At 45.5% G+C, this 22,212-nt stretch carries 24 protein-coding genes; 20 read left to right on the forward strand and 4 right to left on the reverse strand.

The window, feature by feature from the left end; all coding sequences use genetic code 11:
- Positions 1-151: 151 nt before the first annotated feature.
- Positions 152-1,903, reverse strand: a complete 1,752-nt coding sequence (aspS, locus tag H7R39_RS06650) for an aspartate--tRNA ligase (protein WP_185898523.1) — start codon at positions 1,901-1,903, stop codon at positions 152-154.
- A gap of 93 nt (positions 1,904-1,996) precedes the next feature.
- Here aspS and H7R39_RS06655 point away from each other — a divergent pair, with 93 nt between their 5' ends.
- The 13 genes from H7R39_RS06655 (at position 1,997) to mrdA (ending at position 13,734) form a co-directional block, all read left to right on the forward strand.
- On the forward strand, positions 1,997-2,890 hold the full coding sequence (locus H7R39_RS06655) for an NAD(+) kinase (protein WP_228724754.1): 894 nt from the start codon (positions 1,997-1,999) through the stop codon (positions 2,888-2,890).
- Positions 2,883-4,406 (forward strand): AAA family ATPase, encoded by a 1,524-nt coding sequence (locus tag H7R39_RS06660; protein ID WP_185898525.1) that lies wholly within the window; start codon positions 2,883-2,885, stop codon positions 4,404-4,406. The genes H7R39_RS06655 and H7R39_RS06660 overlap by 8 nt, the downstream gene beginning before the upstream one ends.
- Before the next feature lie 70 nt (positions 4,407-4,476).
- Positions 4,477-5,730, forward strand: a complete 1,254-nt coding sequence (locus H7R39_RS06665; RefSeq protein WP_185898526.1) for a GGDEF domain-containing response regulator — start codon at positions 4,477-4,479, stop codon at positions 5,728-5,730.
- Positions 5,730-6,515, forward strand: coding sequence for a TatD family hydrolase (locus H7R39_RS06670; RefSeq protein ID WP_185898527.1), 786 nt, complete (start codon positions 5,730-5,732; stop codon positions 6,513-6,515). The genes H7R39_RS06665 and H7R39_RS06670 overlap by 1 nt, the downstream gene beginning before the upstream one ends.
- A 12-nt stretch (positions 6,516-6,527) precedes the next feature.
- Positions 6,528-7,739 (forward strand): lytic transglycosylase domain-containing protein, encoded by a 1,212-nt coding sequence (locus tag H7R39_RS06675; protein WP_185898528.1) that lies wholly within the window; start codon positions 6,528-6,530, stop codon positions 7,737-7,739.
- A complete protein-coding gene (locus tag H7R39_RS06680) occupies positions 7,723-8,598 on the forward strand; it encodes a septal ring lytic transglycosylase RlpA family protein (RefSeq protein WP_185898529.1) in 876 nt (291 codons plus the stop codon). The genes H7R39_RS06675 and H7R39_RS06680 overlap by 17 nt, the downstream gene beginning before the upstream one ends.
- A 1-nt stretch (position 8,599) precedes the next feature.
- Positions 8,600-9,163 (forward strand): imidazoleglycerol-phosphate dehydratase HisB, encoded by a 564-nt coding sequence (gene hisB, locus H7R39_RS06685; RefSeq protein WP_185898530.1) that lies wholly within the window; start codon positions 8,600-8,602, stop codon positions 9,161-9,163.
- Positions 9,160-9,648, forward strand: coding sequence for a KdsC family phosphatase (locus tag H7R39_RS06690; protein ID WP_185898531.1), 489 nt, complete (start codon positions 9,160-9,162; stop codon positions 9,646-9,648). The genes hisB and H7R39_RS06690 overlap by 4 nt, the downstream gene beginning before the upstream one ends.
- A complete protein-coding gene (lptC, locus tag H7R39_RS06695; protein ID WP_185898532.1) occupies positions 9,639-10,166 on the forward strand; it encodes an LPS export ABC transporter periplasmic protein LptC in 528 nt (175 codons plus the stop codon). Before H7R39_RS06690 ends, lptC begins: the two co-directional genes overlap by 10 nt.
- A gap of 8 nt (positions 10,167-10,174) precedes the next feature.
- The gene (gene lptA, locus H7R39_RS06700) at positions 10,175-10,651 is read left to right on the forward strand and encodes a lipopolysaccharide transport periplasmic protein LptA (RefSeq protein ID WP_185898533.1); all 477 of its coding nucleotides are present in this window, start codon (positions 10,175-10,177) and stop codon (positions 10,649-10,651) included.
- On the forward strand, positions 10,648-11,271 hold the full coding sequence (gene yihA / locus H7R39_RS06705) for a ribosome biogenesis GTP-binding protein YihA/YsxC (protein WP_185898534.1): 624 nt from the start codon (positions 10,648-10,650) through the stop codon (positions 11,269-11,271). Before lptA ends, yihA begins: the two co-directional genes overlap by 4 nt.
- Before the next feature lie 136 nt (positions 11,272-11,407).
- A complete protein-coding gene (locus H7R39_RS06710) occupies positions 11,408-11,893 on the forward strand; it encodes a hypothetical protein (protein WP_185898535.1) in 486 nt (161 codons plus the stop codon).
- Entirely contained in the window at positions 11,890-13,734 is a 1,845-nt protein-coding gene (gene mrdA / locus H7R39_RS06715) for a penicillin-binding protein 2 (RefSeq protein WP_185898536.1), read from the forward strand. Before H7R39_RS06710 ends, mrdA begins: the two co-directional genes overlap by 4 nt.
- Before the next feature lie 120 nt (positions 13,735-13,854).
- On the opposite strand, the gene H7R39_RS06720 is transcribed toward mrdA, so the two are convergent.
- Entirely contained in the window at positions 13,855-14,493 is a 639-nt protein-coding gene (locus H7R39_RS06720) for a Crp/Fnr family transcriptional regulator (RefSeq protein WP_002948519.1), read from the reverse strand.
- Positions 14,494-14,501: 8 nt separating this feature from the next.
- Positions 14,502-14,906 carry a large-conductance mechanosensitive channel protein MscL gene (mscL, locus tag H7R39_RS06725; protein WP_185898537.1) on the reverse strand — a complete coding sequence of 135 codons (405 nt, stop codon included), beginning with the start codon at positions 14,904-14,906 and terminating at the stop codon, positions 14,502-14,504.
- A gap of 124 nt (positions 14,907-15,030) precedes the next feature.
- On the opposite strand from mscL, the gene gltX reads away from it, so the two are divergent.
- From gltX to H7R39_RS06740, 3 genes are read left to right on the forward strand one after another with little or no spacing between them, the layout of a single operon-like run.
- Entirely contained in the window at positions 15,031-16,332 is a 1,302-nt protein-coding gene (gene gltX / locus H7R39_RS06730; RefSeq protein ID WP_185898538.1) for a glutamate--tRNA ligase, read from the forward strand.
- Positions 16,329-16,616: a YggT family protein gene (locus H7R39_RS06735; protein WP_185898539.1), complete on the forward strand. Its 288-nt coding sequence runs from the start codon at positions 16,329-16,331 to the stop codon at positions 16,614-16,616. Before gltX ends, H7R39_RS06735 begins: the two co-directional genes overlap by 4 nt.
- Positions 16,600-18,231, forward strand: a complete 1,632-nt coding sequence (locus tag H7R39_RS06740; RefSeq protein WP_185898540.1) for a lytic transglycosylase domain-containing protein — start codon at positions 16,600-16,602, stop codon at positions 18,229-18,231. The genes H7R39_RS06735 and H7R39_RS06740 overlap by 17 nt, the downstream gene beginning before the upstream one ends.
- Here H7R39_RS06740 and H7R39_RS06745 read toward each other — a convergent pair.
- Positions 18,137-18,631: a hypothetical protein gene (locus H7R39_RS06745; protein ID WP_221892110.1), complete on the reverse strand. Its 495-nt coding sequence runs from the start codon at positions 18,629-18,631 to the stop codon at positions 18,137-18,139. The genes H7R39_RS06740 and H7R39_RS06745 overlap by 95 nt on opposite strands.
- A 101-nt stretch (positions 18,632-18,732) precedes the next feature.
- Here H7R39_RS06745 and mobB point away from each other — a divergent pair, with 101 nt between their 5' ends.
- From mobB to metG, 4 genes are read left to right on the forward strand one after another with little or no spacing between them, the layout of a single operon-like run.
- The gene (gene mobB / locus H7R39_RS06750) at positions 18,733-19,215 is read left to right on the forward strand and encodes a molybdopterin-guanine dinucleotide biosynthesis protein B (RefSeq protein WP_185898541.1); all 483 of its coding nucleotides are present in this window, start codon (positions 18,733-18,735) and stop codon (positions 19,213-19,215) included.
- Positions 19,212-20,066 carry a class 1 fructose-bisphosphatase gene (locus tag H7R39_RS06755; protein WP_185898542.1) on the forward strand — a complete coding sequence of 285 codons (855 nt, stop codon included), beginning with the start codon at positions 19,212-19,214 and terminating at the stop codon, positions 20,064-20,066. Before mobB ends, H7R39_RS06755 begins: the two co-directional genes overlap by 4 nt.
- A complete protein-coding gene (locus H7R39_RS06760; protein WP_185898543.1) occupies positions 20,063-20,275 on the forward strand; it encodes a hypothetical protein in 213 nt (70 codons plus the stop codon). Before H7R39_RS06755 ends, H7R39_RS06760 begins: the two co-directional genes overlap by 4 nt.
- A 17-nt stretch (positions 20,276-20,292) precedes the next feature.
- On the forward strand, positions 20,293-22,212 hold the full coding sequence (metG, locus tag H7R39_RS06765; RefSeq protein ID WP_185898544.1) for a methionine--tRNA ligase: 1,920 nt from the start codon (positions 20,293-20,295) through the stop codon (positions 22,210-22,212).

The following is a 22,212-nucleotide window of genomic DNA, read 5'->3' on the forward strand; positions in this document are numbered from 1 at the left end:
TTTAAAATAAAAAATAAAATTCAATAAATGGAAGTATCGCCAAGCTAGACTAGGCGGTTTTAAAATTTAAGCGTGCGCTAGGCATGTAGCCTGCGGAGCGTAAAATTTTAAAACCAACGACGTATAGCGCGGCGAGACGACGCTTCTACACTTATTTTTCTTTTTCTCGCAGCCTTAACCCTAGCTCCCTTAACTGCTCCGTGCTAGCTTCGCTTGGCGCTTTCGTTAGCGGGCACTGAGCGCGCTGGGTTTTAGGGAAGGCGATGACATCGCGGATCGAGCTGGTTTTGTTTACTAGCATATTTAGCCTATCAAAGCCGATCGCGATACCGCCGTGCGGAGGCGCGCCGAAGCTTAACGCGTCAAGCAAGAAGCCAAATTTCTCGCGTTGCTCGGCTTCGTCGATGCCAAGCAACTTAAATACCTTTTGCTGAACGTCGTTTTTGTGGATCCTCACGCTACCGCCGCCAAGCTCATAGCCGTTAAGCACGACGTCGTGAGCGACCGATAGGATGTCCTCGAGATCTGGCTCGTCGATGTTTTTGGGCATAGTAAACGGATGGTGCATCGCTGAGTAGCTGCCGTCGTCGTTTTGCTCAAACATAGGGAAGTCAAGCACCCATAAAAACTCCATTTTGTTTTGGTCGATGATGCCCATTTGCTCTGCGAGGAAAATCCTAAATCGTCCCATATAATCAAGCACGACTTTTTTCTTGCCGGCGCCGAAAAATACGACGTCGCCGACTTTTAGCTCGCAGCGAGCCACAATCTCGTCAAGGTCGTTTTGCTCGAAAAATTTGCAAAGCGGTCCTTTTAGCCCGTCCTCTTTCATCTGGAAGTAGCCAAGGCCCTGAGCGCCGAATTTGCGGACAAATTCCTCAAAGCGGTTCATCTCGCGCTTGCTAAAGATATTATCGCCGTTTGGCACTTTTAGTGCTTTGATACGGTTTTTCTTAGGTTCGGTTGCGATTTTGCTAAAGATTTCATTGCTAGAGCGCGCGAAAATGTCGATAACGTCGATCATCTTTAGATCATAGCGCAGATCTGGTTTGTCGCTGCCGTAGCTCTCGGTCGCCTCTTTGTAGCTCATGCGTCGGAAAGGGATTTGTATATCGTATCCGCAGGCGGCAAATACGTCTTTTAGCATATTTTCGGCCATATTTAGGATGTCTTCTTGCTCGATGAAGCTCATCTCGATATCTATCTGCGTAAATTCCGGCTGTCTATCGGCGCGCAAGTCCTCGTCGCGGAAACATTTTGCGATCTGGAAGTATTTATCAAAGCCAGAGCACATCAAAAGCTGTTTAAAAAGCTGCGGGCTTTGCGGCAGGGCGTAAAACTGGCCTGGATATACGCGGCTAGGCACTAGATAGTCTCTCGCGCCTTCAGGCGTTGCGCGCGTTAAAATCGGCGTTTCAAACTCTATAAAGCCCATTTTATCTAGGCTGTTTCTAGCTGCGATTGCCGCTTTTGAACGCATTTTAAAGATATTTTGAAGTTTTTCGTTTCTAAGATCCAAAAATCTATATTTTAGTCTGATATCCTCGTTTACGTTCTCGTCGCCGATGACGAAAGGTAGCGTCTCGCTCGGGTTTTCTACTATCACTTCGCTGGCGACTACTTCGATCTCGCCCGTTTTTAGGCGCGGATTTACTAGGCCTTCGCCGCGAGCGCGGACCTTGCCTTTTATCCTTAGGACGTACTCGTCGCGAACGTGCGATGCGGCTTCGTGAGAGCTCTTGCTGTCTGCAGGATCGCAGACGATCTGGATCAGCCCCGTGCGATCGCGCAGGTCCAAAAATATAACGCCGCCGTGGTCGCGGTAGGTATTTACCCAACCGCAAAGCGTAACTTCTTTGCCTATGTCGGCACTGCTTAAATCAGTGCAGTAATGGCTACGCATTTTCACTCCTTTTGCTGTTTTTAATGCGCCCATTATACTAGAAATTTGCTTTTTCCCAGCTTTTTTAAAACAAAATGTGATAAAATCCACTCTATGGAAAAAGAGAATTTATTACTTCCGGCTAAGGTAAAAAAAGTCGGCCTAGTCGCAAAAATCAATGCAAATTTAGTTAAAAACGCGCGAATCTTGCGCGAGATTTTAGCTAGGTACGGCGTTCAAATTTTGTTTGAAAACGCGGCGGCTAAACATCTAAATTTAAAAGAGGGCTCAAATTTACAAGGATTTGAGGTGCGCGAGCTGGCTACGGAGTGCGATTTTTTGATCTCGCTGGGAGGCGACGGCACAATCATCTCGCTTTGTAGAAACGCAGCCGAGATTTCGCCCTTCGTGCTAGGCATCCACGCGGGCAGGCTAGGATTTTTAACAGATATCACGATGAATGAGTGCGAGAAATTTTTCGCTGAGTTTTTTGCGGGTAAATTTGAGGTCGAGACCCCTTTTATGCTTGACGTTTTTTTGCACAAAAAAAGCGGAGAAATTTTACGCAAAATCGCATTTAACGACGCGGTAATCGTGGGCGAAAAGGTTGGCTCCATGACGCACGTGGAGGCCTTTTGGAACGAAAAATACTTTAACGCGTATTTTGGCGACGGCGTCATCGTCTCTACGCCCGTTGGATCAACCGGATACAACATGAGCGCGGGCGGGGCGATAACCTATCCTTTGAGCGAGGTGTTTTTGGTTACGCCCGTTTGCTCGCACTCGCTCACGCAGCGCCCAGTCGTGCTTCCGCGCGGATTTGAGATCAAATTTAAAACCGCAAGCACTGCGGTGCTGGTTATCGACGGGCAAGATAGGTATAAGATGAGCGAGCTTGAGAGCGTAAGCATGACGCTAAGCGCGAGCACGGCGCGGCTAATCCGCCACGTCGGGAGAGATTATTTTCAAATTTTAAAAGAAAAGCTGCATTGGGGTTATAATGATTGAGCGGATTTTGATAAAGCAAAATTTGAGTTTTGAAAACGTCGAGTTAAATTTCGGACGCGGACTTAGCGTATTTACGGGCGTTAGCGGCGCGGGCAAATCGGTCCTGATGGGTTCGATAATGGCGGTTTTGGGGCTAAAGGATAGCGAAGCGAAGCTGATCGAGGCCGACGTCTCGCATAAATTTAACCTTGAGGAATTCGGCCTTGAGAGCGAGGAGATAAATACCTTTAAGCTTTTTCGCGACAAAACGACGCGCTACTTTATAAACTCGCAAGCCGTTTCTAAAAAAAATCTCGCTAGCATCGCAAAAGAGCACGTCAAATACCTGTCCGCAAAGGAAATAAACGAATTTGAAAACGAGAGATTTTTAAATTTGCTTGATAGCTTGCAAGCCAAAAAAGACGCTAAATTTAACGAAACGCTCGGCGAATTTAGGCTCAAATTTGACGAGTTTAGCCAAATCTCGCGCGAGCTGAAAAAAATAATCGACGAAGAAAAAAGAGTGGAGGAGCTAAAGGAATTTGCCTCTTTTGAAATCAATAAAATAGAAATCGTGAGCCCGAAAATCGGCGAATTTGACGAGCTAATGGAGCTAAAAAAGCGCCTAAGTAAAAAGGATAAAATTTTAGAAGCGTGGAATAGGGCGGAGCAAATTTTTAATTTCGAGCAGGCCGTGACGGACGCGCTAAACATCAGCGATATCGATAGCAGCTTTTTTGAAGAGGCGATGAACGAGCTGCGAGTGGCGCGCGAAAATCTAAACATGGACGAGCTAGAAGACGTAGATATCGAGGGCGTACTAGACCGCATCGAGGCGATAAACTCTCTCGTGCGTCGCTACGGCGGCGAGGAGGAGGCTTTGCAGATGCTAAAAACGCGCAAGGCGGAGCTTGCAAGATACGAAAATATAAGCTTTGAAAAGAGCGAGCTGGAGCGTAAATTTAAGCAAAATGAAGCCGCGGTAAATGCGCTGGCGGATAAAATCAGCCAAGCTCGCGCGGCAAATTTAAAAGAGCTTGAGTGGCTCATAAATTCGTTTTTAAAAGAACTTTATATGAGCGAGATTTCATTAAAGATAAATAGTAAAACCCTAGACGCCGCCGGCAGGGACGAGGTAAATTTGAGCCTAAACGAGACGGCGCTAAAAAATCTAAGCTCGGGCGAGCTAAACCGCTTAAGACTAGCTTTTATCGCGAGCGAAAGCAAGATCACCGGAGGCGGCGAGGGGGTCATAATCCTAGATGAAATAGACGCGAATCTAAGCGGAAAAGAGGCGATGAGTATCGCAAACGTGCTGCTAAATTTGGCTAAATTTTATCAAATTTTCGCTATCTCTCATCAGCCGCAGCTAAGCTCCAAGGCCGATTCGCATTTTCTAGTCGAAAAGTGCGGCGAAACCTCGAACGTAAGGGAACTAAAAAACGAGGAGCGCGTAAGCGAGCTGGCCCGTATGATAAGCGGCGAACGCATCACCGACGAGGCGATAAATTTCGCCCGTCAGCTTTTGGTTGTTTAAGTTTGGCTTAAAATTTAGGTTGAAAAAAGAAAAGTAATGGTATATTTGAAAAAAATTTTAACGAGAATAGATGGAAAAAAATAAAATTTTAATAGTAGAAGACAACAAAGCGCTAGCTAGACTGATCGCCAAAAAGATGGAAGATAAGGTTGAGATGGAGATCGACGTGGCGTACACTATGGCTGAAGCGCAAGCTTTTTTAAGCGATCCGAAAGAGTATTTTATCGCGCTGCTTGATCTAAATTTACCCGACGCTCCAAACGGCGAAATCGTGGACTACGTCATCTCAAAAGGACTGCCTAGTATCGTGCTAACGGGCAGCATGGATGATGCTACTAGAGAGAGCTTCATCCATAAAGACATCGTAGACTACGTCTACAAGGGCAATATGGACGATATAAATTATATATTTAAGATCATAAATCGCCTAAGCAAAAATAGACAATATAAAGTAATGGTTGCCGAGGACTCGGCGCCTTTTAGAAATAATCTTAAAAAAATCCTAACTAGTCTTCAGTTTCAAGTATTTACCGCCGCTCACGGCGAGGAGGCGATGAGTTATTTCGCCGATAACCCCGACATGAAGCTTGTCGTTTGCGACTACAGGATGCCCGTAAAAGACGGCCTTGAGGTGCTAAAAGAGATAAGAGCTGCGGGCGATAAAAATCAAATCGGCGTTTTGATGATGACGAGTCCGAGCGAAAACGTAAACGGCGCGATATTTTTGAAAAATGGAGCGAATGATTTTATCGCTAAACCTTTTGTAAAAGAGGAGCTTATTTGCAGGGTAAATAATCTAATCGAAGCGATGGAAAACATAAATCAAATCGCTGATTTTGCCAATAAAGACTTCCTGACGGGCGTTTATAATAGAAGGTATTTTTACGACGATATGAACGAATACTTAGCCTACGCCGAGGAGCGCGCCGAGCCTTATGCGGTGGCGATGCTAGATATCGATCATTTTAAACAGATAAACGATACTTACGGTCACGACGGCGGCGATAAGGCGTTAAAGACGCTAGCTAAAAAGCTGATCGACGAGACTAAAAAAGGCGATTTGGTAGCGAGATTTGGCGGGGAAGAATTTTGTATCGTACTAAAAAACGTCTCAAACGAAGAGGCGGTTAAATTTTTCGTAAATTTAAGAGCTAGCATCGCAAACTGCAAAGTGCGACTAAAAAAAGAGCAGATAAAATTTACCGTCTCTATCGGAGTGGCCTTTAGCAGGAGCGATTATAGGCTAGATGAGCTTTTAGAGCTTGCCGACGAGGCTCTTTATAGAGCGAAAGAAAACGGGCGAAATAGGGTAGAAATAGCCTGATGATAATAGATACTCACTGTCATTTGGACGATGAAAGCTTCGATAACGATCTAGTAAAAGTTATCGCAAATGCCCGAGAAAACGGTGTCGGCGGGGTGCTGATACCGGGTGCTGATATTAATGATTTACCAAAAGCGGCTAAAATAACCCGCGAATTTGAAAATGTATTTTTTGCCGTCGGAGTTCATCCGTATGATAAGGATGGATTTGATAGGGACGTGCTTTATAAATTTGCAAAAGACGAAAAGTGCGTTGCTGTGGGCGAGTGCGGGCTTGATTACTTCCGCTTGCCCAAAGACGAAAACGAAAAAGAGCTTGAAAAAGCGGAACAAAAGCGCGTATTTAGAGCGCAGCTTGATATGGCGGTAGAGCTAAATTTGCCGGTCATTTTGCATATTAGAGATGCAAACGAAGATAGTTTTAATATCTTAAAAGAGTATGCAAGCAGGCTAGTCGGAGCGGTTATGCACTGCTATAACGCTTCGCCTTTGCTTTTAGAGCTTGCAAAAATGGGCGAATTTTACTTTGGTATCGGCGGGGTTTTGACCTTTAAAAACGCGAAAAATTTGGTTCAAATTTTGCCCCAAATTCCGCGAGATAGGTTGCTGCTTGAGACCGATGCGCCGTATCTGACGCCCGAGCCCTTTAGGGGGCGTAGAAACGAGCCTGCCTTTACGCGCTTTGTCGCAGTAAAGATGGCTGAGATTTTAAATTTAAAAGAAGAAGAGGTAATGGAAATAACAACGAAAAACGCAAAGAAAATCTTTATGAAATTTAACACGTAATCAAGGAGAAAAATGAAAATCTTTAGAGTAATAATGCTGTGTCTAGCATGTACGGGGTGGCTTTTTGCGACCGCGGCTAGCAACGACGCAGAGCAAACCCAAAAGATGATATTAAAAGAATTCGACATAGACGCTAAATTTTTACAAAGCTCTCACTACGCTTCTATAAAAAATTCCATCAAGGACGGTAAGAGAAAAGAGTTTACAGACACCGTCAAAAACGGCTACAAACACATCCCGATGCTTCAAAAGATCATAAAAGACTCAGGTATACCGGAGTCGTTTTTATATCTTGCTATGACTGAGTCTGGGTTTTCAAACAACATAGTTTCCAGTAAAAAAGCCATCGGAATTTGGCAGTTTATGGAGTCTACGGCGAAGCTTTACGGCCTTAGAGTCGATAAGTACACCGATGAGCGAAAAGACCCGATGGCAGCTACCGCCGCGGCTACAAAATACCTACAAAGCCTAAAAAACGACTTTGGTAAATGGTATCTTGCGATGATGGCTTATAACTGCGGCGAAGCAAGGCTAAGAGAGGGTATCAGAAAAGCAGGAACTACCGATCTAGCTACATTGCTAGACGATAAAAAAAGCTACATCCCAAAAGAGACGAAAAGATTCGTAAAAAAAATTTTAACTATCGCGCACATAGCCAAAGAGCAGGAAAATTTACTAGCTAAAACACAGGCTCTAAGCGGTACGAATGGCATAGAATTATCAAAAATAGACGTTCCTGGCGGTACAACGCTGATGGAGGTCGGAGACAGCATAGGGCTTAGCCTAAAAAAGATGAAAGAATACAATATGCATCTAAAATTCGTCTATACTCCGCCTACGGAAAAACCTTATTATCTTTATATTCCGTTAAACAAAAAGAAAATGTTTAGCGATAATTTCGAAGTAGCGCAAAATAGAAAATTTGAAATTTATACTGCCAAAGAGAACGATACGCTACTAACTATAGCGGAAAAAACCGGCGTAAATCATAAAATCATAAAAGAGTACAACGACCTTGCCTCAAACGAGATCAAGCCTAACCAAAAGCTAGTCATACCAAGCGAGCAAAACGTCAACTACCTAGCCGAGTACATGGTTAAAAGCGGCGATACGCTCGGAGAGGTTTCGCAGAAATTTGACGTAGCGCTTGAGGATTTAAAAGAAGCTAATACGCTAATGAGCTCAAACAGCTCGATCGGAGCCAAACTTGCCGCAACCGAGTAGGGCTAAATTTATATTTTTTAGCCTATTTTTTGTATTTTTTATGAGCGGCTGTTCGTTTTTAACATCGCCGTTTGGCGGCATCACCGGTAGCGGCGGCTCAAAAAAAAGCGGCAAAATAAATAGCTCAAAGGGCATGCATGAAGCAACCATGCGCCCATACACCATAAACGGTAAAACCTACTATCCAACCGTCGTAAAAGTCGGCGATAGAGCTAGCGGTATAGCCAGCTGGTACGGTCCGGATTTTCACGGTAAAAAGACGTCAAACGGCGAGACTTACGATATGCATGCTATGACGGCGGCGCACAAGACTCTGCCGATGAATACGATGGTGCGCGTAACGAATATAAAAAACGGTAAAAATATCATCGTGCGTATCAACGACCGCGGACCTTTCGTTGCAGGGCGCGTGATAGATCTGTCAAAAACGGGCGCGGTGAAACTTGATGTGTTTAACGCCGGTACGGCTCCGGTTTTGCTAGAGGTCGTCGGCTTTAACGGCAATGTTGGCGGAGCAGCGGTCGTAGCATCCTCGCAGCCTAGCTCAAAACAGCCTAGCTCGCAAAAACCGAGCACTCAGACTAAGTCGCAGCCGCAACAACAGCAGCAACAAACTTTTGTTGGCGGTATTTTCATGGTGCAAATCGGCGCATTTAAAAATTTAAGCGGCGCAAATGCCTTTAAGCAGCAGCACGCAGGACAATACGGCAACGGCGCTTATGATGCCGTTATAAAGTCCTACGAGCTTGACGGCGGTAAAATTTACAGAGTGTTTATAAGCGGCTTTAGGAGCGAAGAAGAAGCAAAAGACTTCATAAGCGCAGGGCACATCTCTGGCGCATTTTTCGTGAGGGAATAAAATGCAAAGAAAGACAAAAGAGACGGATATCAGCCTAGAGCTTGAAATTTACGGTAGCGGGAAAGCTGAGATAAGCACTGGTATAGGATTTTTCGATCACATGCTCGAGGCCTTTTGCAAGCACGCTCTTTTTGATATGAAGCTTGTCTGTAAGGGCGATCTGCACGTGGATTTTCATCATAGCGTAGAAGACGTAGGTATCGTTATCGGGCAGGCTTTGCGCGAGAAAATTTATCCGCTTAGCGGAGTAGAGAGATTTGGCGAGGCGACGGTAGCGATGGACGAGGCGGCGGTAAACTGCGCCCTTGATCTTTCAAACCGTCCGTTTTTGGTATATGAAAGTATAAACGAGGGCAAGGTCGGTGAATTTGATGTAGAGCTGGCGAACGAGTTTTTCCAAGCCCTAGCGTTTAACGCCGCAATCACGCTACATATCGCCAAAATCCGCGGACGAAACTCTCATCATATTTTGGAGGCTAGCTTTAAAGCCTGCGCCGTCGCGCTAAGAAGGGCTCTGGCTAAAAATGCTAGAGTCGGCGTACCTAGCACGAAAGGCGTGCTATGATAGAGATTATAGTTTTAGACGTCGATGGCTGCCTAACCGACGGCAAGATCGTCTATAGCCCAAACGGCGACGAGCTTAAATTTTTTGACGTCAAGGACGGATATGCTATCGAGAGCTGGCTAAAGCTCGGGAAAAAAGTCGCGATCATCACGGGCAGAAGCTCGCCTATCGTCGAAAAAAGAGCGCAGGATCTAAAGATAACGCACGTCTATCAAGGCGTTAGCGATAAGCTTGAAATCGCAAAACAGATACTAGAATTTGAAGGGTTGGAGTTTGAAAATGCCGCAGCTATAGGCGATGATTATAACGACTACAAGCTGCTAAAAAGCGTCGGATGGAGCTTTAAGCCAAAAAACGCGATCAAAGAGCTTGAGGTAAGAACGAAACTAAACTACAAGGGCGGTAACGGCGCGGTGCGCGAGATGATAGAGATACTTATCCGTAGCGAGGGCCTAATGCAAGAGTGGGCTAAACGTTGGTTATAAGGATTTTTTACTTAGTCGTTAGCGTTTTTAGCGTGGCGATGGTTTATTTGGCGATTGAGGAGCCTTATTACAGCGATCTTTTAAGCGGCGGCGAGGTGAGCGCGAGCATGCAGATGAGCGCAGTCACGGACTACGAGATGAACGCCACTGCAGTAAACGCTAGGTATGAAGCCGATACTTGGAATAGATACTCTGAATTTGACGAATTTATCAAATTTAGAGCGGAAATTTTTAAAGATAATAAAGAGCATAATGTGAGCTCCGACAAAGCGTTTTACAATGGTGGACGTATTACACTTAGAGGTAATGCTCGCTACGCAAACAATGAAAATTTAACTTTTGCTTCGGAAGAAGTGATCTATAGCACCGCTACAAAGGTTGCAACATCTGATTCACCCTTTACGATGACGCAAAACGAAGATAAAATAGTCGGTAAAGCCTTGGTTTACGATTTTGAGTTAAAAAAAGCTTATATCAAAAAAGCCTTTGCTTTGATAGAGCAAGATAGAAAAAGATAGGACGAAAAATGATAAAATTTGGGTTTAAAAAAACGGTTTTAGTTTTGGCGCTCGGCGCTTTGCCGCTCTTGGCGGAGCAAGTAGAGATCACCGCAGACGAGTTTTATGCCGACGAAGGCAAGCAAATAAGCGAATTTAAAGGTAATGTAAATATTAAAAAAGGCAAGGATACGCTTACTGCAAATTTAGTAGTGATATATTTTGACAAAAAGCGAAATCCTCTAAAATACGTCGCTTCCGGCAATGCCAAATTTAGAGTATTTATCAAAAATAAAACATACGACGGTAGCGGTAGCGAGCTTATTTACGAGCCTGCGCCGAATTTATATACGATAAACGGCAACGGATTTTTACACGAGATAGAAACCGATAAAAAAGTCTACGGCGAAAAGATCACCGTCAATCAAAACAGCGGCACGTATAACGTAAACAGCGGCAAAAAAGAGCCGGTCAAATTTATATTCCAGGTTGAGGACAAAAAGTGATCCGCGTTTTAAACGCAAAATTTCTCGTTTCGGCGCCCGACATCTCGCTAGCTCCGCCTGCAAATTCGAGCGAAGTGGCGTTTTTGGGGCGCTCAAACGTCGGCAAAAGTAGCCTCATAAACGCCCTGGTTAATCAAAAAGGCCTAGCCAAAAGCAGCTCCACGCCGGGCAAAACGCGCCTAATAAATTTTTTCGAGGTCGAGTATGCGCGCGGTACCAAAAACGAGCAAGGCGAACCAAGCGAGGAGAGGGCAAATTTGACTTTCGTAGATCTGCCGGGCTTTGGATATGCCAAAGTGGCTAAAAGTATGCACGCGCAGTGGAGAAAAAATCTCGACGAATATCTAAAATTTAGAGCCAATATCAAGCTTTTCGTGCATCTCATCGACTCGCGCCAGTTTGATATGCAAATCGATAGGGACGTAAACGACTATTTACAAAGCTTCCTGCGCCCCGATCAAAAAATTTTAAATTTCCTCACCAAATCAGACAAGCTAAATCAAAGCCAAAAAAGCGCGGTTTTAAAGGTCTATCCGGGCGCGCATTTCGTTTCGGCGCTTAAAAAAACGGGCGTAGAAAAGGCAAACGAGCTTATATATATAAACGCGCTGGGGCTGTAATGAAATCAAAAAGCCGCAGGCAAATTTTGGCATTTTTACCATCAAATTTTCTAACTAAATTTACAAATTTAAGCGCCGCCAAGGCCAAATTTATAAATTTAGCTAAAAACCTATAACAATGCGAACGAGTGCGGCGATGCGAAGACTTGGCGCGGAGAAGCGATTTTTAAAGCAGCTTGCTTGGGTTGCTTTTTTAGTATTTTATCAGAGCATAACGACCGTATTTACGTATCTGCCGCCTCTTATCGGGATATTTTTTACTTATATGATCACGCTGACCTTGCAAAAACAAAAGACGCTCAAGGAGTTTGGCAAGGAGTGGTATTTTTGTCTATTTTACCTTACTTTTGCCGAGCAGGCGCACGGCTTTGCGCTCTTTTCGGCGGTGATCGCGTTTATGCTTTTTTATTATTTGATGTCCGACTGGCTCATCGTTACGCTAAAATCAAGAGAGCTTTTGGCGGTCGGATTCGTCGCCAGCGGTTACGTTTGGACTTGCGCGACCAGCTCTTTTATCTCTTATGCGGCAAATTTGCCGATGCTAAAATTTGACTACGAGTATCTGATCTACGTCGGTGTGGAGTCCGTTTTGGCGGTAGTTTTGTTTAGGGGGCGCTTATGAGGATGCGCATAGTTTTTGGCATCATATTTAGCGTCTGGGTGCTTTTGCTGGTGCGCGTTTATTATCTTAGCGTCAAATCAAACGACTTTTACGAAGAGATCGCCGAGCAAAATGCGGTAAAAACGCAGTATTTAGCTCCCGTCAGGGGGCTGATTTTAGACGCCAAAGGCCGTCCTATGGCGGTAAATCGCCTCGGTTTTTCCGTCGCTTTAAAGCCGCACCTGAGCGGCAAGAGGGCGGAAATTTTAGACGCTGAGCTTGCAAATTTGCAAAATTTATTCGAGGACTTAAATGTCACGAAGCTAAAGCGCGAATACGTCAAAGCCGACTCGCCTTATAATCAAGATTTTATTCAGATTATCGATTTTATGGACTACGACAAGATGATACCGCGCATCGCCGAGCTATCGCTACGAGAAAATTTGGAGGTCAAGCCAGCCTCCAAGCGCCACTATCCATACAACAACCTAGCCTCTCACATCATCGGTTACGTCGGTCGCGCAAACCAGCAAGACGTCGAATCCGACCCCGTCGCAAAGCTAACCAATCACACGGGCAGAAGCGGCACGGAGCGCTTTTATAACTCCGTCTTGCAGGGGCAAGAGGGCGTACGAAAGGTAAAAGTAAACGCGCTAAATCAGGAAGTCGAGGAGATATCCGTGAGCTACCCGCAAAGCTCGGACATCTCGCTCACGATCGACCTTGAGATGCAAAAATACATCGAGGAAATTTTCGGCGACAACGCGGGCGTCATCATCGTGATGGACGTGAGAGACGGCTCGATACTGGCTGCGGGCAGCTTCCCCGAGTATGATCTAAACCCGTTCGTTACGGGGTTATCGCAGGCTAAGTGGGACGAGCTCGTTAAAAGTATCGATCATCCATTCACAAACAAGCTCGTAAACGGTCTTTATCCGCCGGGCTCGGTTATCAAAATGGGCGTGGCGATGGCATTTTTAGATACCGGTAAGATGAACCGCTCCGATGGGTATTTTTGCTCGGGCTCATTTGAGCTTGGAGGGCGAAATTTTCGCTGCTGGAACGTCTACGGACACGGTTTTATGGATATGAACTCGGCCATACGAGAGAGCTGCGACGATTATTTTTATAAAGGCAGCTTAAAGGTCGGTATCGACGCTATAACCCCGGTTTTAGAGCGGCTGGGGTTTGGGCAAAAGAGCGGCGTGGATTTGCCTAACGAATTTGTCGGTATCGTGCCCGGACGCGAGTGGAAGATGCAAAAATACGCCCAGCCGTGGTATCAGGGCGAGACGCTGATCACCTCGATCGGACAGGGCAACTTCCTCGTGACGCCGATGCAGGTGGTGCGCTATACGGGTATCCTGGCGACGGGGAAAAATATCGTCCCGCATTTTTTACGTAGCGTAAACGGCGAGGAGATTAAATTTGAGCCTACCGATGATATCCTCACGCCGTTTGAGAAAAAGCAGTTGCCGTATGTCCAAAAGGCGATGTATGAGGTCGTAAATCATAAAAAAGGCACGGCGCATAAATATTTTAAAGAGGCAAAACTCACGCTAGCGGCAAAAACGGGTACCGCGCAGGTTGTGGGCATCTCGCAGGCCGAAAAAAAGCGTATGAAAGAAGAGGACATGGAGTATCTGCGCCGCTCGCACGCATGGGTCACGACCTATGGGCCGTACGAGGAGCCTAGATATGCCGTTACCGTTATCATCGAGCACGGCGGACACGGCGGTCTGGCTGCCGGACCTCTAACGGCTAAAATCTTTAATAAGCTACTAGAAATGGGCTACATCGATCAAAAATACGAAATCACCTCGCTAGCAGATACCGAAGCAGCGCAAAAGAAGAAAAATTAAAATTCCGCGTTTAAATTCGTGGTTAAATGATGTCAAATTTGATCAAATTTCTAAAATTCTAGCGGATTAGTCGAGAAGTAAAATTTGAGTTAAATTTACGAAATCGGCAAGCGGCCGAATTTATCCCTCAAACATCTCCGAAAGCTCGCTTGTGGCGATATTTACTATTTTATTATTTGCGTCTAGTTCGATCAAATTTTGGGTTTTAAATTTCGCTAAAATCCTTGAAAACGTCTCTGGAGTGATGTTTAGGATGGAAGCAATTTTTATGTGTTTTAGCTCGTTAAAAAGATCGGCGTGATTAACGAGAAAGCTCGCGACCTTGGCCTCGGAGTTTAGCACGAGCTCTTGATGTATCAGCTCGCTTGCGATTTTTAGCTTTTGCGAGAGCGATTTGATGATTTGTAGCGATACGCGCGGATTTGATAAAAACTCGGCGTAAAATTTATCGTAGTCGATTTTTAGCACCTCGCCGCCTGTTAAAAATATCGCCGTCGCCGGAAATTTGATATTTTCAAAGTTGGCAAGCTCGGCTACGAAGCTAATCCCGTTAAACTGATGCATAAAAATCTCTTTGCCCTTAGGACCGATTTTATAGAGCTTGAGAGAACCTTTTATAAGGAGGTGGAGCCACTTTGACTCCTCGCCCTCCATAAATAAAAACTCGCCTTTTTTATATTTTTTTAGGATGCTGATATCTTCCAGCCTTTTTAGCTCGGCCTCGTTTAGCTCCTGAAAAAACGGGATTTGCTCTAGCATTTGCGCTCTTATTTATTTTTTAAAAGATCTCTGATTTCGGTTAGAAGCGCTATATCCTCAGGCACCGGCGCAGGCTCTTCTGTTTTTGGCTCTTCTTTTGGTTTTTTGAGCGAATTTATAGCCTTAACTACGCAGAAAATACAAAACGCGATAATCGTAAAATCGACCATCGTTTGTATGAACGAGCCGTAGTTTACGGTTACGGCAGCCGTGTCGCCGACCGCGTCTTTTAGCGTAAATTTTAAATCCGTAAAATTCACGCCGCCCGTTAGTACGCCCACGATAGGCATGATCACGTCGCCGACTAGCGAGCTAACGATCTTGCCAAAAGCCCCTCCGATCACGACGCCCACGGCCATGTCGATGACGTTGCCGCGCATTGCGAATTCTTTAAATTCCTTGATGAAACTCATCTTTTTCCTTTAAATTTTAAAATTAGATATCAATTATATTTATTTTAGCTTCACAAAAGATAAAAAAGCGAGGTTAAATGCCAAAAATGCTATAATCGCCCCAAAAATCAATAAGGAAACAAAAATGTATCGTTTTGCGCCGTCGCCTACAGGCGATATGCATCTGGGAAATTTAAGGGTTGCGATCCTAAACTACGTCTGTTCGCTCCAGGATAAAAGTGGCTTTATCATCCGTATCGAGGATACCGACAAGGAGCGCAATATCCCCGGAAAAGACAAGGAAATTTTAGAAATTTTAGAGCTTTTCGGTATCAAATGGGACACGCTTTATTATCAAAGTAAAAATTTGAAATTTCACCGCGAATTTGCAGCAAAGCTTTTGATAGATAAAAAAGCGTTTTCGTGCTTTTGCACCGAAAGCGAACTGGAGGCTAAAAAAGAAGCCGCCAAGGCTAGAGGCGAAGCCTACCGCTACGACGGCACATGCGAGCATCTAAGCGATAACGAAGTGCTAAATAACCAAAAGCCTTTCGTCGTGCGCATGAAAAAGCCGTTAGGTACGATGAAATTTAAAGACGCTATAAAGGGCGAAATCAGCTTCGAGCCTGAAAACGTCGATAGCTTTGTGATTATGCGGGCTGATTTTACGCCGACATATAACTTCGCCTGCGCGGTCGATGATATGCTAGAGGGCGTAACCTTCGTTATCCGCGGCGAGGATCACGTCAGCAACACGCCAAAGCAAGACCTCATCCGCGAAGGACTAGGCTATACGCAAAAGATAAACTACGCCCACCTGCCTATCATCCTAAACGTCGAGGGCAAAAAAATGAGCAAACGCGAGAACGAAAGTAGCGTAAAATGGCTGCTCTCGCAAGGCTTTATGCCAGAAGCTATCGCAAACTACATCGTCTCGCTAGGCTACAAGGCGCCGGTTGAAATCTTTACGATAGAAGAAGCCGCGCAGTGGTTTGATATCTCGAAAGTTTCGGCGTCTCCGGCTAAATTTGACGTCAAGCAGCTAGAATACATCAACCGCGAACACATCAAAAGAGCAAGCGATGCAAGACTAGCTGCGCTAATTGGTATAAAACCGGAATTTGCCGCGCTTGCTAGATTTTACACGCAAGAAAGCAGCCTACTAACCGAGATAAAAGCCAAGGTCGATGCGATTTTTGCGACCAAATTTATCCCTGATGAGTTTAAGGCGGGTTGCGAGGCTATAAAAACCGCCGCAACTTCGTTAAATTTGAGTGAATTTAGCGAATTTAACGAGCTAAAAAAGGCCCTCATGGATGCCACGGGGCTAAAGGGCAAAGGCTTTTTTATGCCGCTTAGGATTTTGCTCACGGGCGCCGAGCACGGCCCCGAGCTTAGCGAGCTATATCCGCTCATCAAACCGTATCTAAAGGAAATTTTACGATGATATTTTCGGTATTTTTAGAAGCAGTCGGCAGTATCCTGCATATCGTTATCAGCGCCTATACGTGGATCATCATAGGCGCGGCGATCATAAGTTGGGTGCGCCCCGATCCCTATAATCCTATCGTGCAACTGCTCTACCGCCTCACCGAGCCCGTCTATGCCGCCATCCGCCGCGTGATACCGACGGTTTTTGGCGGTATAGATATAGCGCCTATTATCGTGCTTTTGTCGCTTCAGTTTATAGATAGATTTTTTGTAAGGCTCATGTTTGCGTACGCTACTTAAATTTATCCTGCCCGCGATTTTTGCTGTGGCGGCGTTTGGCGGAGTTAAGAGCTTTGAGGAGATAAAAGACGAGCCTAAGGGGCTTGCTAAGGATTACTACTTTTACCGTCTTTTAACCGAAGGCGACTATACTAAGGAACAGGCGCAAATTTTAAGCAAAGACGTCTTTCGCAGAGCGGGCGTACTGGCAAAGAAACTGGCCGAAATTTTGCCGCCCAAAAAAGTAAAAAGCGAGTGCGACGGCGTAAGCGCGAAAAATATCCTAGACGCAAACGTAACCTGCCAAAAACAGCGCCTCAGAGTGCCTTTTATGATGAAGCTAAAAAAGGAAACTAGGCAAAAGCTGGCGGATAAATTTAAAGACTCCGATCCGCTTCTTTATCGCCGCCTTAGCTCGCTAAACGAGAAGCATCCAGAGGATGAATTTGCCAAATTTAACGATACGGACGCGTTTTTGGTTTATTTTAACCAGTCCTCGCACAAGGATAAATTTGATAAGATATTTGACGCAAATTTTATAAATTTGCTCGCGGCTAAAAAGGAGTTTCACGTTCTAGTAAACGATTTAATAATCGATAAAAAATTGGCTAAATTTAGACAAAATTTTCTTGCGATAAAGGAAACCGAGCTCGCGGGCAAGGACGCCTTTATGCTAGGTATAAACGCGGTTTTATTAAATTCTCCAAAAGACGCGGCTAGGTTTTTTACTAGAGCGCAGGCTGCCTTTGATAGGCAAGACCGCAAGGATAACGCAGTGTTTTGGCTGTATCTACTAAGTAAAAATACAATTTATCTTGATAAGTTAAATCAAAGCCGCGACGTAAATATCTATACGCTTTATGCAAACGAACTAACTGGTGCAAGTCCGGCCGCAAACATCGTCTCGCCGACGCCTACGAAAGAAAAGGTAGAGGGCTATGACATAAAAGACCCGTTTTTGTGGCAAAAGACATTTAAAATGATAAAAGAGATGAGTGCCGAGGACTCAGCAAATCACTCTGAAACCTTTAACACCAAAGAGACGCTAGGGCAGTACGCCTACCTGATGGAAAAAGCAAGCGGCTACAAGGATAGCTACTTCGTCATGCCGTTTGCTGATGAGCTAGAGGACGTAAACGCGACTAGAAAAGCGCTACTTTACGCGATCGGCAGGCAAGAAAGCCGCTTTATCCCGGCTGTTATCTCGACCTCTTACGCGCTTGGTATGATGCAGTTTATGCCGTTTTTAGCTAATCACATCGGCAAAAAAGAGCTTGCGATCCCAAATTTCGATCAAGACGATATGTTTGACCCGCGCCTTGCCTTAAAATTTGCGGACCACCACTTAAATTATTTGGAGAAATACCTCTACCACCCGCTTTTTGTAGCTTACGCGTATAACGGCGGTATCGGCTTTACTAAAAAGATGCTTCAGCGAGGCGACCTTTTTAACGAAGGCAAGTATGAGCCGTTTTTATCCATGGAGCTAGTACCCTTCGCCGAGAGCCGCGACTACGGCAAAAAGGTACTCGCAAACTATGTTATTTACCTAAGGCTTCTCCGTTCCAGTACATCGATTTCGACACTTTTTGAAAACTTAAAGACGCCTTCTTTGACGGATAAATTTCGAAAGTAAGGTTGATTTTATCGCTTTTGATCTCTGGGGTGCTGACCTCAAAATACTGAGCCCACGGTACCTCAAAGCTCACTTTTTCTAAAAGCGGATCGTTGGCGGTCAGGCGTCTAACCATGATGCCTCGCTGCGAGCCGTTTGCCGTAAAGCTCTCGTCTAAAATTTTAGCTTCTTTGGGATGCACGGCCACGACGAATTTCTCTCTTTTTTGTTCATCGATTAGCTCGCTATAGATTGGGTTTAGATAGGTTGCTATGATTAGGATATTCGTATCGGCATCTATGATCTCAGACTTGCTCGTGTAGGCTAAAAGTTCGTTTTTTAGCGGTTCGTGGATATATTTTTTATCCGCGCATCCGACTAGCGCCAAAATAAAACTTAAAAAAAATACGCTCTTTTTCATTTTAATACCTCTTTAAATTTGGTGCTATTTTAGATAAATTTTGCTTTTAAAAAGCCTAAATTTGCTATAATTCGCGTAAATTTCAAAAAATTCGGAGAAAAATGAAAAAAGCGGCGATGGCGTTTTCCGGACCTTCAAATAGCGGCAAAACTACGCTTATTTTAAAGGTTGCCAAAAAATTTATCGATGACGGGCTAAAAGTCGTAATCATCAAGCACGACCCGGGCGACAAAGCCAGATTTGACGTCGAGGGCAAGGATAGCTACAAATTTAGTCAAATAGGCGCCGAGGTCGCGGTCATGAGTCCGACGCGCACGACCTTTTTCTCGCAGGAGGGCAAGAGTGTGGAGGATGTCGTGGCGATGGCGGGCGAGTTTGATTTGCTACTAGTTGAGGGGCTAAAGACTCTGCCGCTGCCGCGTATTAGCGTGTTTAAGGATGAGATAAACGAGGATTATCTTAGCTTTTCAAACGCGATCGCAAGCTACAAAAGAGACTACGTCATAGATAAGCCAAACTTCGATCTAGACGATACGCAGACCATCTGCGAGTGGATATTAAAAAACGCAAAGGTTTTAAAATGAACGAAATTTTCGAAACGATTAAAAAAATCGCCGTAAAAATCGGCGAAGAGATAAAGTACGCCGACCTAGGCTACACTGATCACGCCAATGCCACGGGCGACACGCAGCTAAAGCTAGACGTGAGAAGCGACGAGATCATCACGGCCGAGTTTGCAAATTTAGCCTGTGTAAAAGCACTCGTTAGCGAGGAAAAAGAGGATATGCTGGCGCTAAACGAGAGCGCGAAATTTATCGTCGCCTACGATCCGCTAGACGGCTCTAGCCTGGTGGATGTAAATTTTTCCATCGGCTCGATTTTTGGTATTTACGAAAATGAGCTAACGCCGCAAAATCTAAAAGCCGCAGCCTACGTCGTTTACGGCCCGCGCCTGGAGCTCGTGCTTTGCGAGGAGGGGACGGCTCCGGCACTTTACCGCCTAGGCAGGGACGGCGAGTTTAAATTTATCAAAAATCTAGCGCTCGCGCCAAAGGGCAAGCTAAACGCTACGGGCGCGACGCAAAAGGGCTGGAGCGAAACTCATGCTAAATTTATTCGCGAACTGTTTTTGCAGGGGTATCGCCTCAGATACTCGGGCGCCATGGTGAGCGACCTGCATCAAATTTTGCTAAAAGGTGGCGGGCTTTTTAGTTATCCGGCTACGACGGACGCGCCAAAGGGTAAGCTAAGAGCGCTATTTGAGGTGCTGCCGTTTGCCTTCATCTACGAGCGCGCAGGCGGTGCGACTAGCGACGGATACTCGGCAACGCTTTTTGATATGAAAGTGGAAAAAATCCATCAAACCACGCCTTGCTTTTTCGGCTCCAAAGACGAGATAAATTTACTGCATAAATTTTACGGAAGCGCGAAATGAGCGAGCACACAGCGCAAACGGCCCAAAAGGACGAATTTGAGCTGGAGCTTGATCGCCAAAGAGAAATTTTACAAGCTTGTCAGCGCGAAAAGGGACTAAACTCGTGCTTTGCCTGCAAGGCGATGTTTGAGTGCAAAACCCGCAAAAACTACGTGGATGCCGTATATAGCTCGATGTCTAAAGGCGACGGCGGCGGATTTGATTTTTAAATTTAAAAAGGAAAGATATGAACACGACTTATATTACGACTCCGATTTATTACGTAAACGACGTGCCGCACATCGGGCATGCCTACACGACCGTGATAGCAGATACCATAGCGAGATTTGCGAGGCTAAAGGGCGATGATACGTATTTTATGACCGGTACCGACGAGCACGGGCAAAAGATCGAGCAAGCCGCCGCAAAAAAGGGCTATACGCCCCAAGCCTACGCCGATGAGATAAGCGCGAAATTTAGGGAGCTGTGGGATAAATTTGAGATCAGCTACGATCATTTTATCCGCACGACCGACGACTATCACAAGCTCACGGCGCAAAACGCATTTCTGAAAATGTATCAAAAAGGCGATATCTACAAGGGTGAATACGAGGGATACTACTGCGTTAGCTGCGAGAGTTTTTTTACGCAGACGCAGCTTTTGGAGGACGAGAGGTGTCCTGACTGCGGCAGACCGACGAATTTGGTAAAAGAGGAGAGCTATTTTTTCAAACTTTCAAAATACCAAGATGCGCTGCTAAAGTGGTACGAGGAGAATGAGGACTGTATCGTGCCGCGCGGCAAGAAAAACGAGGTCGTGAGCTTCGTAAAAGGCGGCCTGCGCGACCTCTCGATCACGCGCACGAGCTTTGAATGGGGTATCAAGCTGCCTGCGAGCCTAAACGAACCAAGGCACGTGATGTACGTCTGGCTAGACGCGCTCATAAACTACCTAAGCACGCTTGGCTACACGCGCGGCGATGACAAGATGAACTACTGGAAAGGCGCGACGCATATAGTCGGCAAGGATATTTTGCGCTTTCACGCGGTGTACTGGCCGGCGTTTTTGATGAGCCTTGATCTGCCGCTGCCTCGCTGCGTCGCAGCTCACGGCTGGTGGACGAGAGACGGCGAAAAGATGAGCAAAAGCAAGGGCAACGTCATCAACCCAAGCGAAGTCGCAGACGCATACGGACTGGAAAATTTCCGCTACTTTATGCTACGCGAAGTGCCGTTTGGACAGGACGGAGACTTCTCGCAAAAAGCTATGATCGAGCGCATAAACTCCGAGCTTAGCAACGATCTTGGCAATCTTTTAAGTCGTATAGTCGGCATGAGCGAAAAATACTCGGACTTTGAGATAAAGGGCGAAAATTTACGCAAATTTTACGGCGAGGTTTTAGATAGCGGCAACGAATACCTTCAAAATGCTATCAAAAATTTAGAGAGTTTCGCCACGAACCGCTACCTCGAGGAGCTCTTTAAGGCGCTAACGCTCGCAAACGCGTCGATAGCTAAATTTGAACCGTGGAATCTAATGAAAAACGGCAAAAAAGACGAAGCAAATGCGCTCGTGTCGCTATGTGCGAACCTGCTGGCTCGCGTGGCCGTCCTGCTAAGCCCAGCGATGCCAAGAACCTGCGAAAAGATCGCGCAGACGCTTGGCTTTGAGATATCGACGGCAACTTATAAAAAAATCATCCTAAATAACGAAATTTTGGACTTTAAAGCGCAAAAAACGCAGCCGCTTTTCCCGAAAATAGAAAAAGAGCTGATGGCGACTGCGGTGCCGAGCGTAAGCGAACCAGCTAAAACCGCCGCCGCGCCGCAAGAAAAATCGGACGCGAAAATAAAAATCGACGACTTTAAAAAATGCGTCATAAAAGTAGGCACCGTGCTTGAGTGCTCAAATATCGAAGGCAGCGAGAAGTTGCTTAAATTTAAGATCGATCTTGGCGAAGAGCAGCCGCGTCAAATTTTATCTGGCATAGCCAAATTTTACGCTCCGGCGGACCTCATCGGCAAGCAGGTCTGCGTGCTGGCAAACCTAAAACCTGCTAAAATTTTCGGTCATATATCCGAGGGCATGATCCTTAGCGCAGAGGACGGATCGCTGTGCCTCATCGCGCCGATGGCTGCGGTCAAAAACGGATCAGAAATAGGCTAA

The organism is Campylobacter massiliensis (assembly GCF_014253065.1).
In the GTDB taxonomy this organism is placed as follows: Bacteria; Campylobacterota; Campylobacteria; order Campylobacterales; family Campylobacteraceae; genus Campylobacter_A; species Campylobacter_A massiliensis.

Coding starts and splice junctions, on each gene's coding strand:
- mscL (WP_185898537.1), bottom strand. CDS start 14,906: ATGAGTTTCATCAAGGAATTTAAAGAATTCGCAATGCGCGGCAACGTC.
- aspS (WP_185898523.1), bottom strand. CDS start 1,903: ATGCGTAGCCATTACTGCACTGATTTAAGCAGTGCCGACATAGGCAAA.
- H7R39_RS06660 (WP_185898525.1), top strand. CDS start 2,883: ATGATTGAGCGGATTTTGATAAAGCAAAATTTGAGTTTTGAAAACGTC.
- H7R39_RS06755 (WP_185898542.1), top strand. CDS start 19,212: ATGAACGAAATTTTCGAAACGATTAAAAAAATCGCCGTAAAAATCGGC.
- hisB (WP_185898530.1), top strand. CDS start 8,600: ATGCAAAGAAAGACAAAAGAGACGGATATCAGCCTAGAGCTTGAAATT.
- H7R39_RS06760 (WP_185898543.1), top strand. CDS start 20,063: ATGAGCGAGCACACAGCGCAAACGGCCCAAAAGGACGAATTTGAGCTG.
- H7R39_RS06670 (WP_185898527.1), top strand. CDS start 5,730: ATGATAATAGATACTCACTGTCATTTGGACGATGAAAGCTTCGATAAC.
- H7R39_RS06735 (WP_185898539.1), top strand. CDS start 16,329: ATGATATTTTCGGTATTTTTAGAAGCAGTCGGCAGTATCCTGCATATC.
- gltX (WP_185898538.1), top strand. CDS start 15,031: ATGTATCGTTTTGCGCCGTCGCCTACAGGCGATATGCATCTGGGAAAT.
- mrdA (WP_185898536.1), top strand. CDS start 11,890: ATGAGGATGCGCATAGTTTTTGGCATCATATTTAGCGTCTGGGTGCTT.
- H7R39_RS06675 (WP_185898528.1), top strand. CDS start 6,528: ATGAAAATCTTTAGAGTAATAATGCTGTGTCTAGCATGTACGGGGTGG.
- mobB (WP_185898541.1), top strand. CDS start 18,733: ATGAAAAAAGCGGCGATGGCGTTTTCCGGACCTTCAAATAGCGGCAAA.
- H7R39_RS06745 (WP_221892110.1), bottom strand. CDS start 18,631: ATGAAAAAGAGCGTATTTTTTTTAAGTTTTATTTTGGCGCTAGTCGGA.
- metG (WP_185898544.1), top strand. CDS start 20,293: ATGAACACGACTTATATTACGACTCCGATTTATTACGTAAACGACGTG.
- H7R39_RS06720 (WP_002948519.1), bottom strand. CDS start 14,493: ATGCTAGAGCAAATCCCGTTTTTTCAGGAGCTAAACGAGGCCGAGCTA.
- lptA (WP_185898533.1), top strand. CDS start 10,175: ATGATAAAATTTGGGTTTAAAAAAACGGTTTTAGTTTTGGCGCTCGGC.
- H7R39_RS06665 (WP_185898526.1), top strand. CDS start 4,477: ATGGAAAAAAATAAAATTTTAATAGTAGAAGACAACAAAGCGCTAGCT.
- H7R39_RS06655 (WP_228724754.1), top strand. CDS start 1,997: ATGGAAAAAGAGAATTTATTACTTCCGGCTAAGGTAAAAAAAGTCGGC.
- H7R39_RS06690 (WP_185898531.1), top strand. CDS start 9,160: ATGATAGAGATTATAGTTTTAGACGTCGATGGCTGCCTAACCGACGGC.
- H7R39_RS06710 (WP_185898535.1), top strand. CDS start 11,408: ATGCGAAGACTTGGCGCGGAGAAGCGATTTTTAAAGCAGCTTGCTTGG.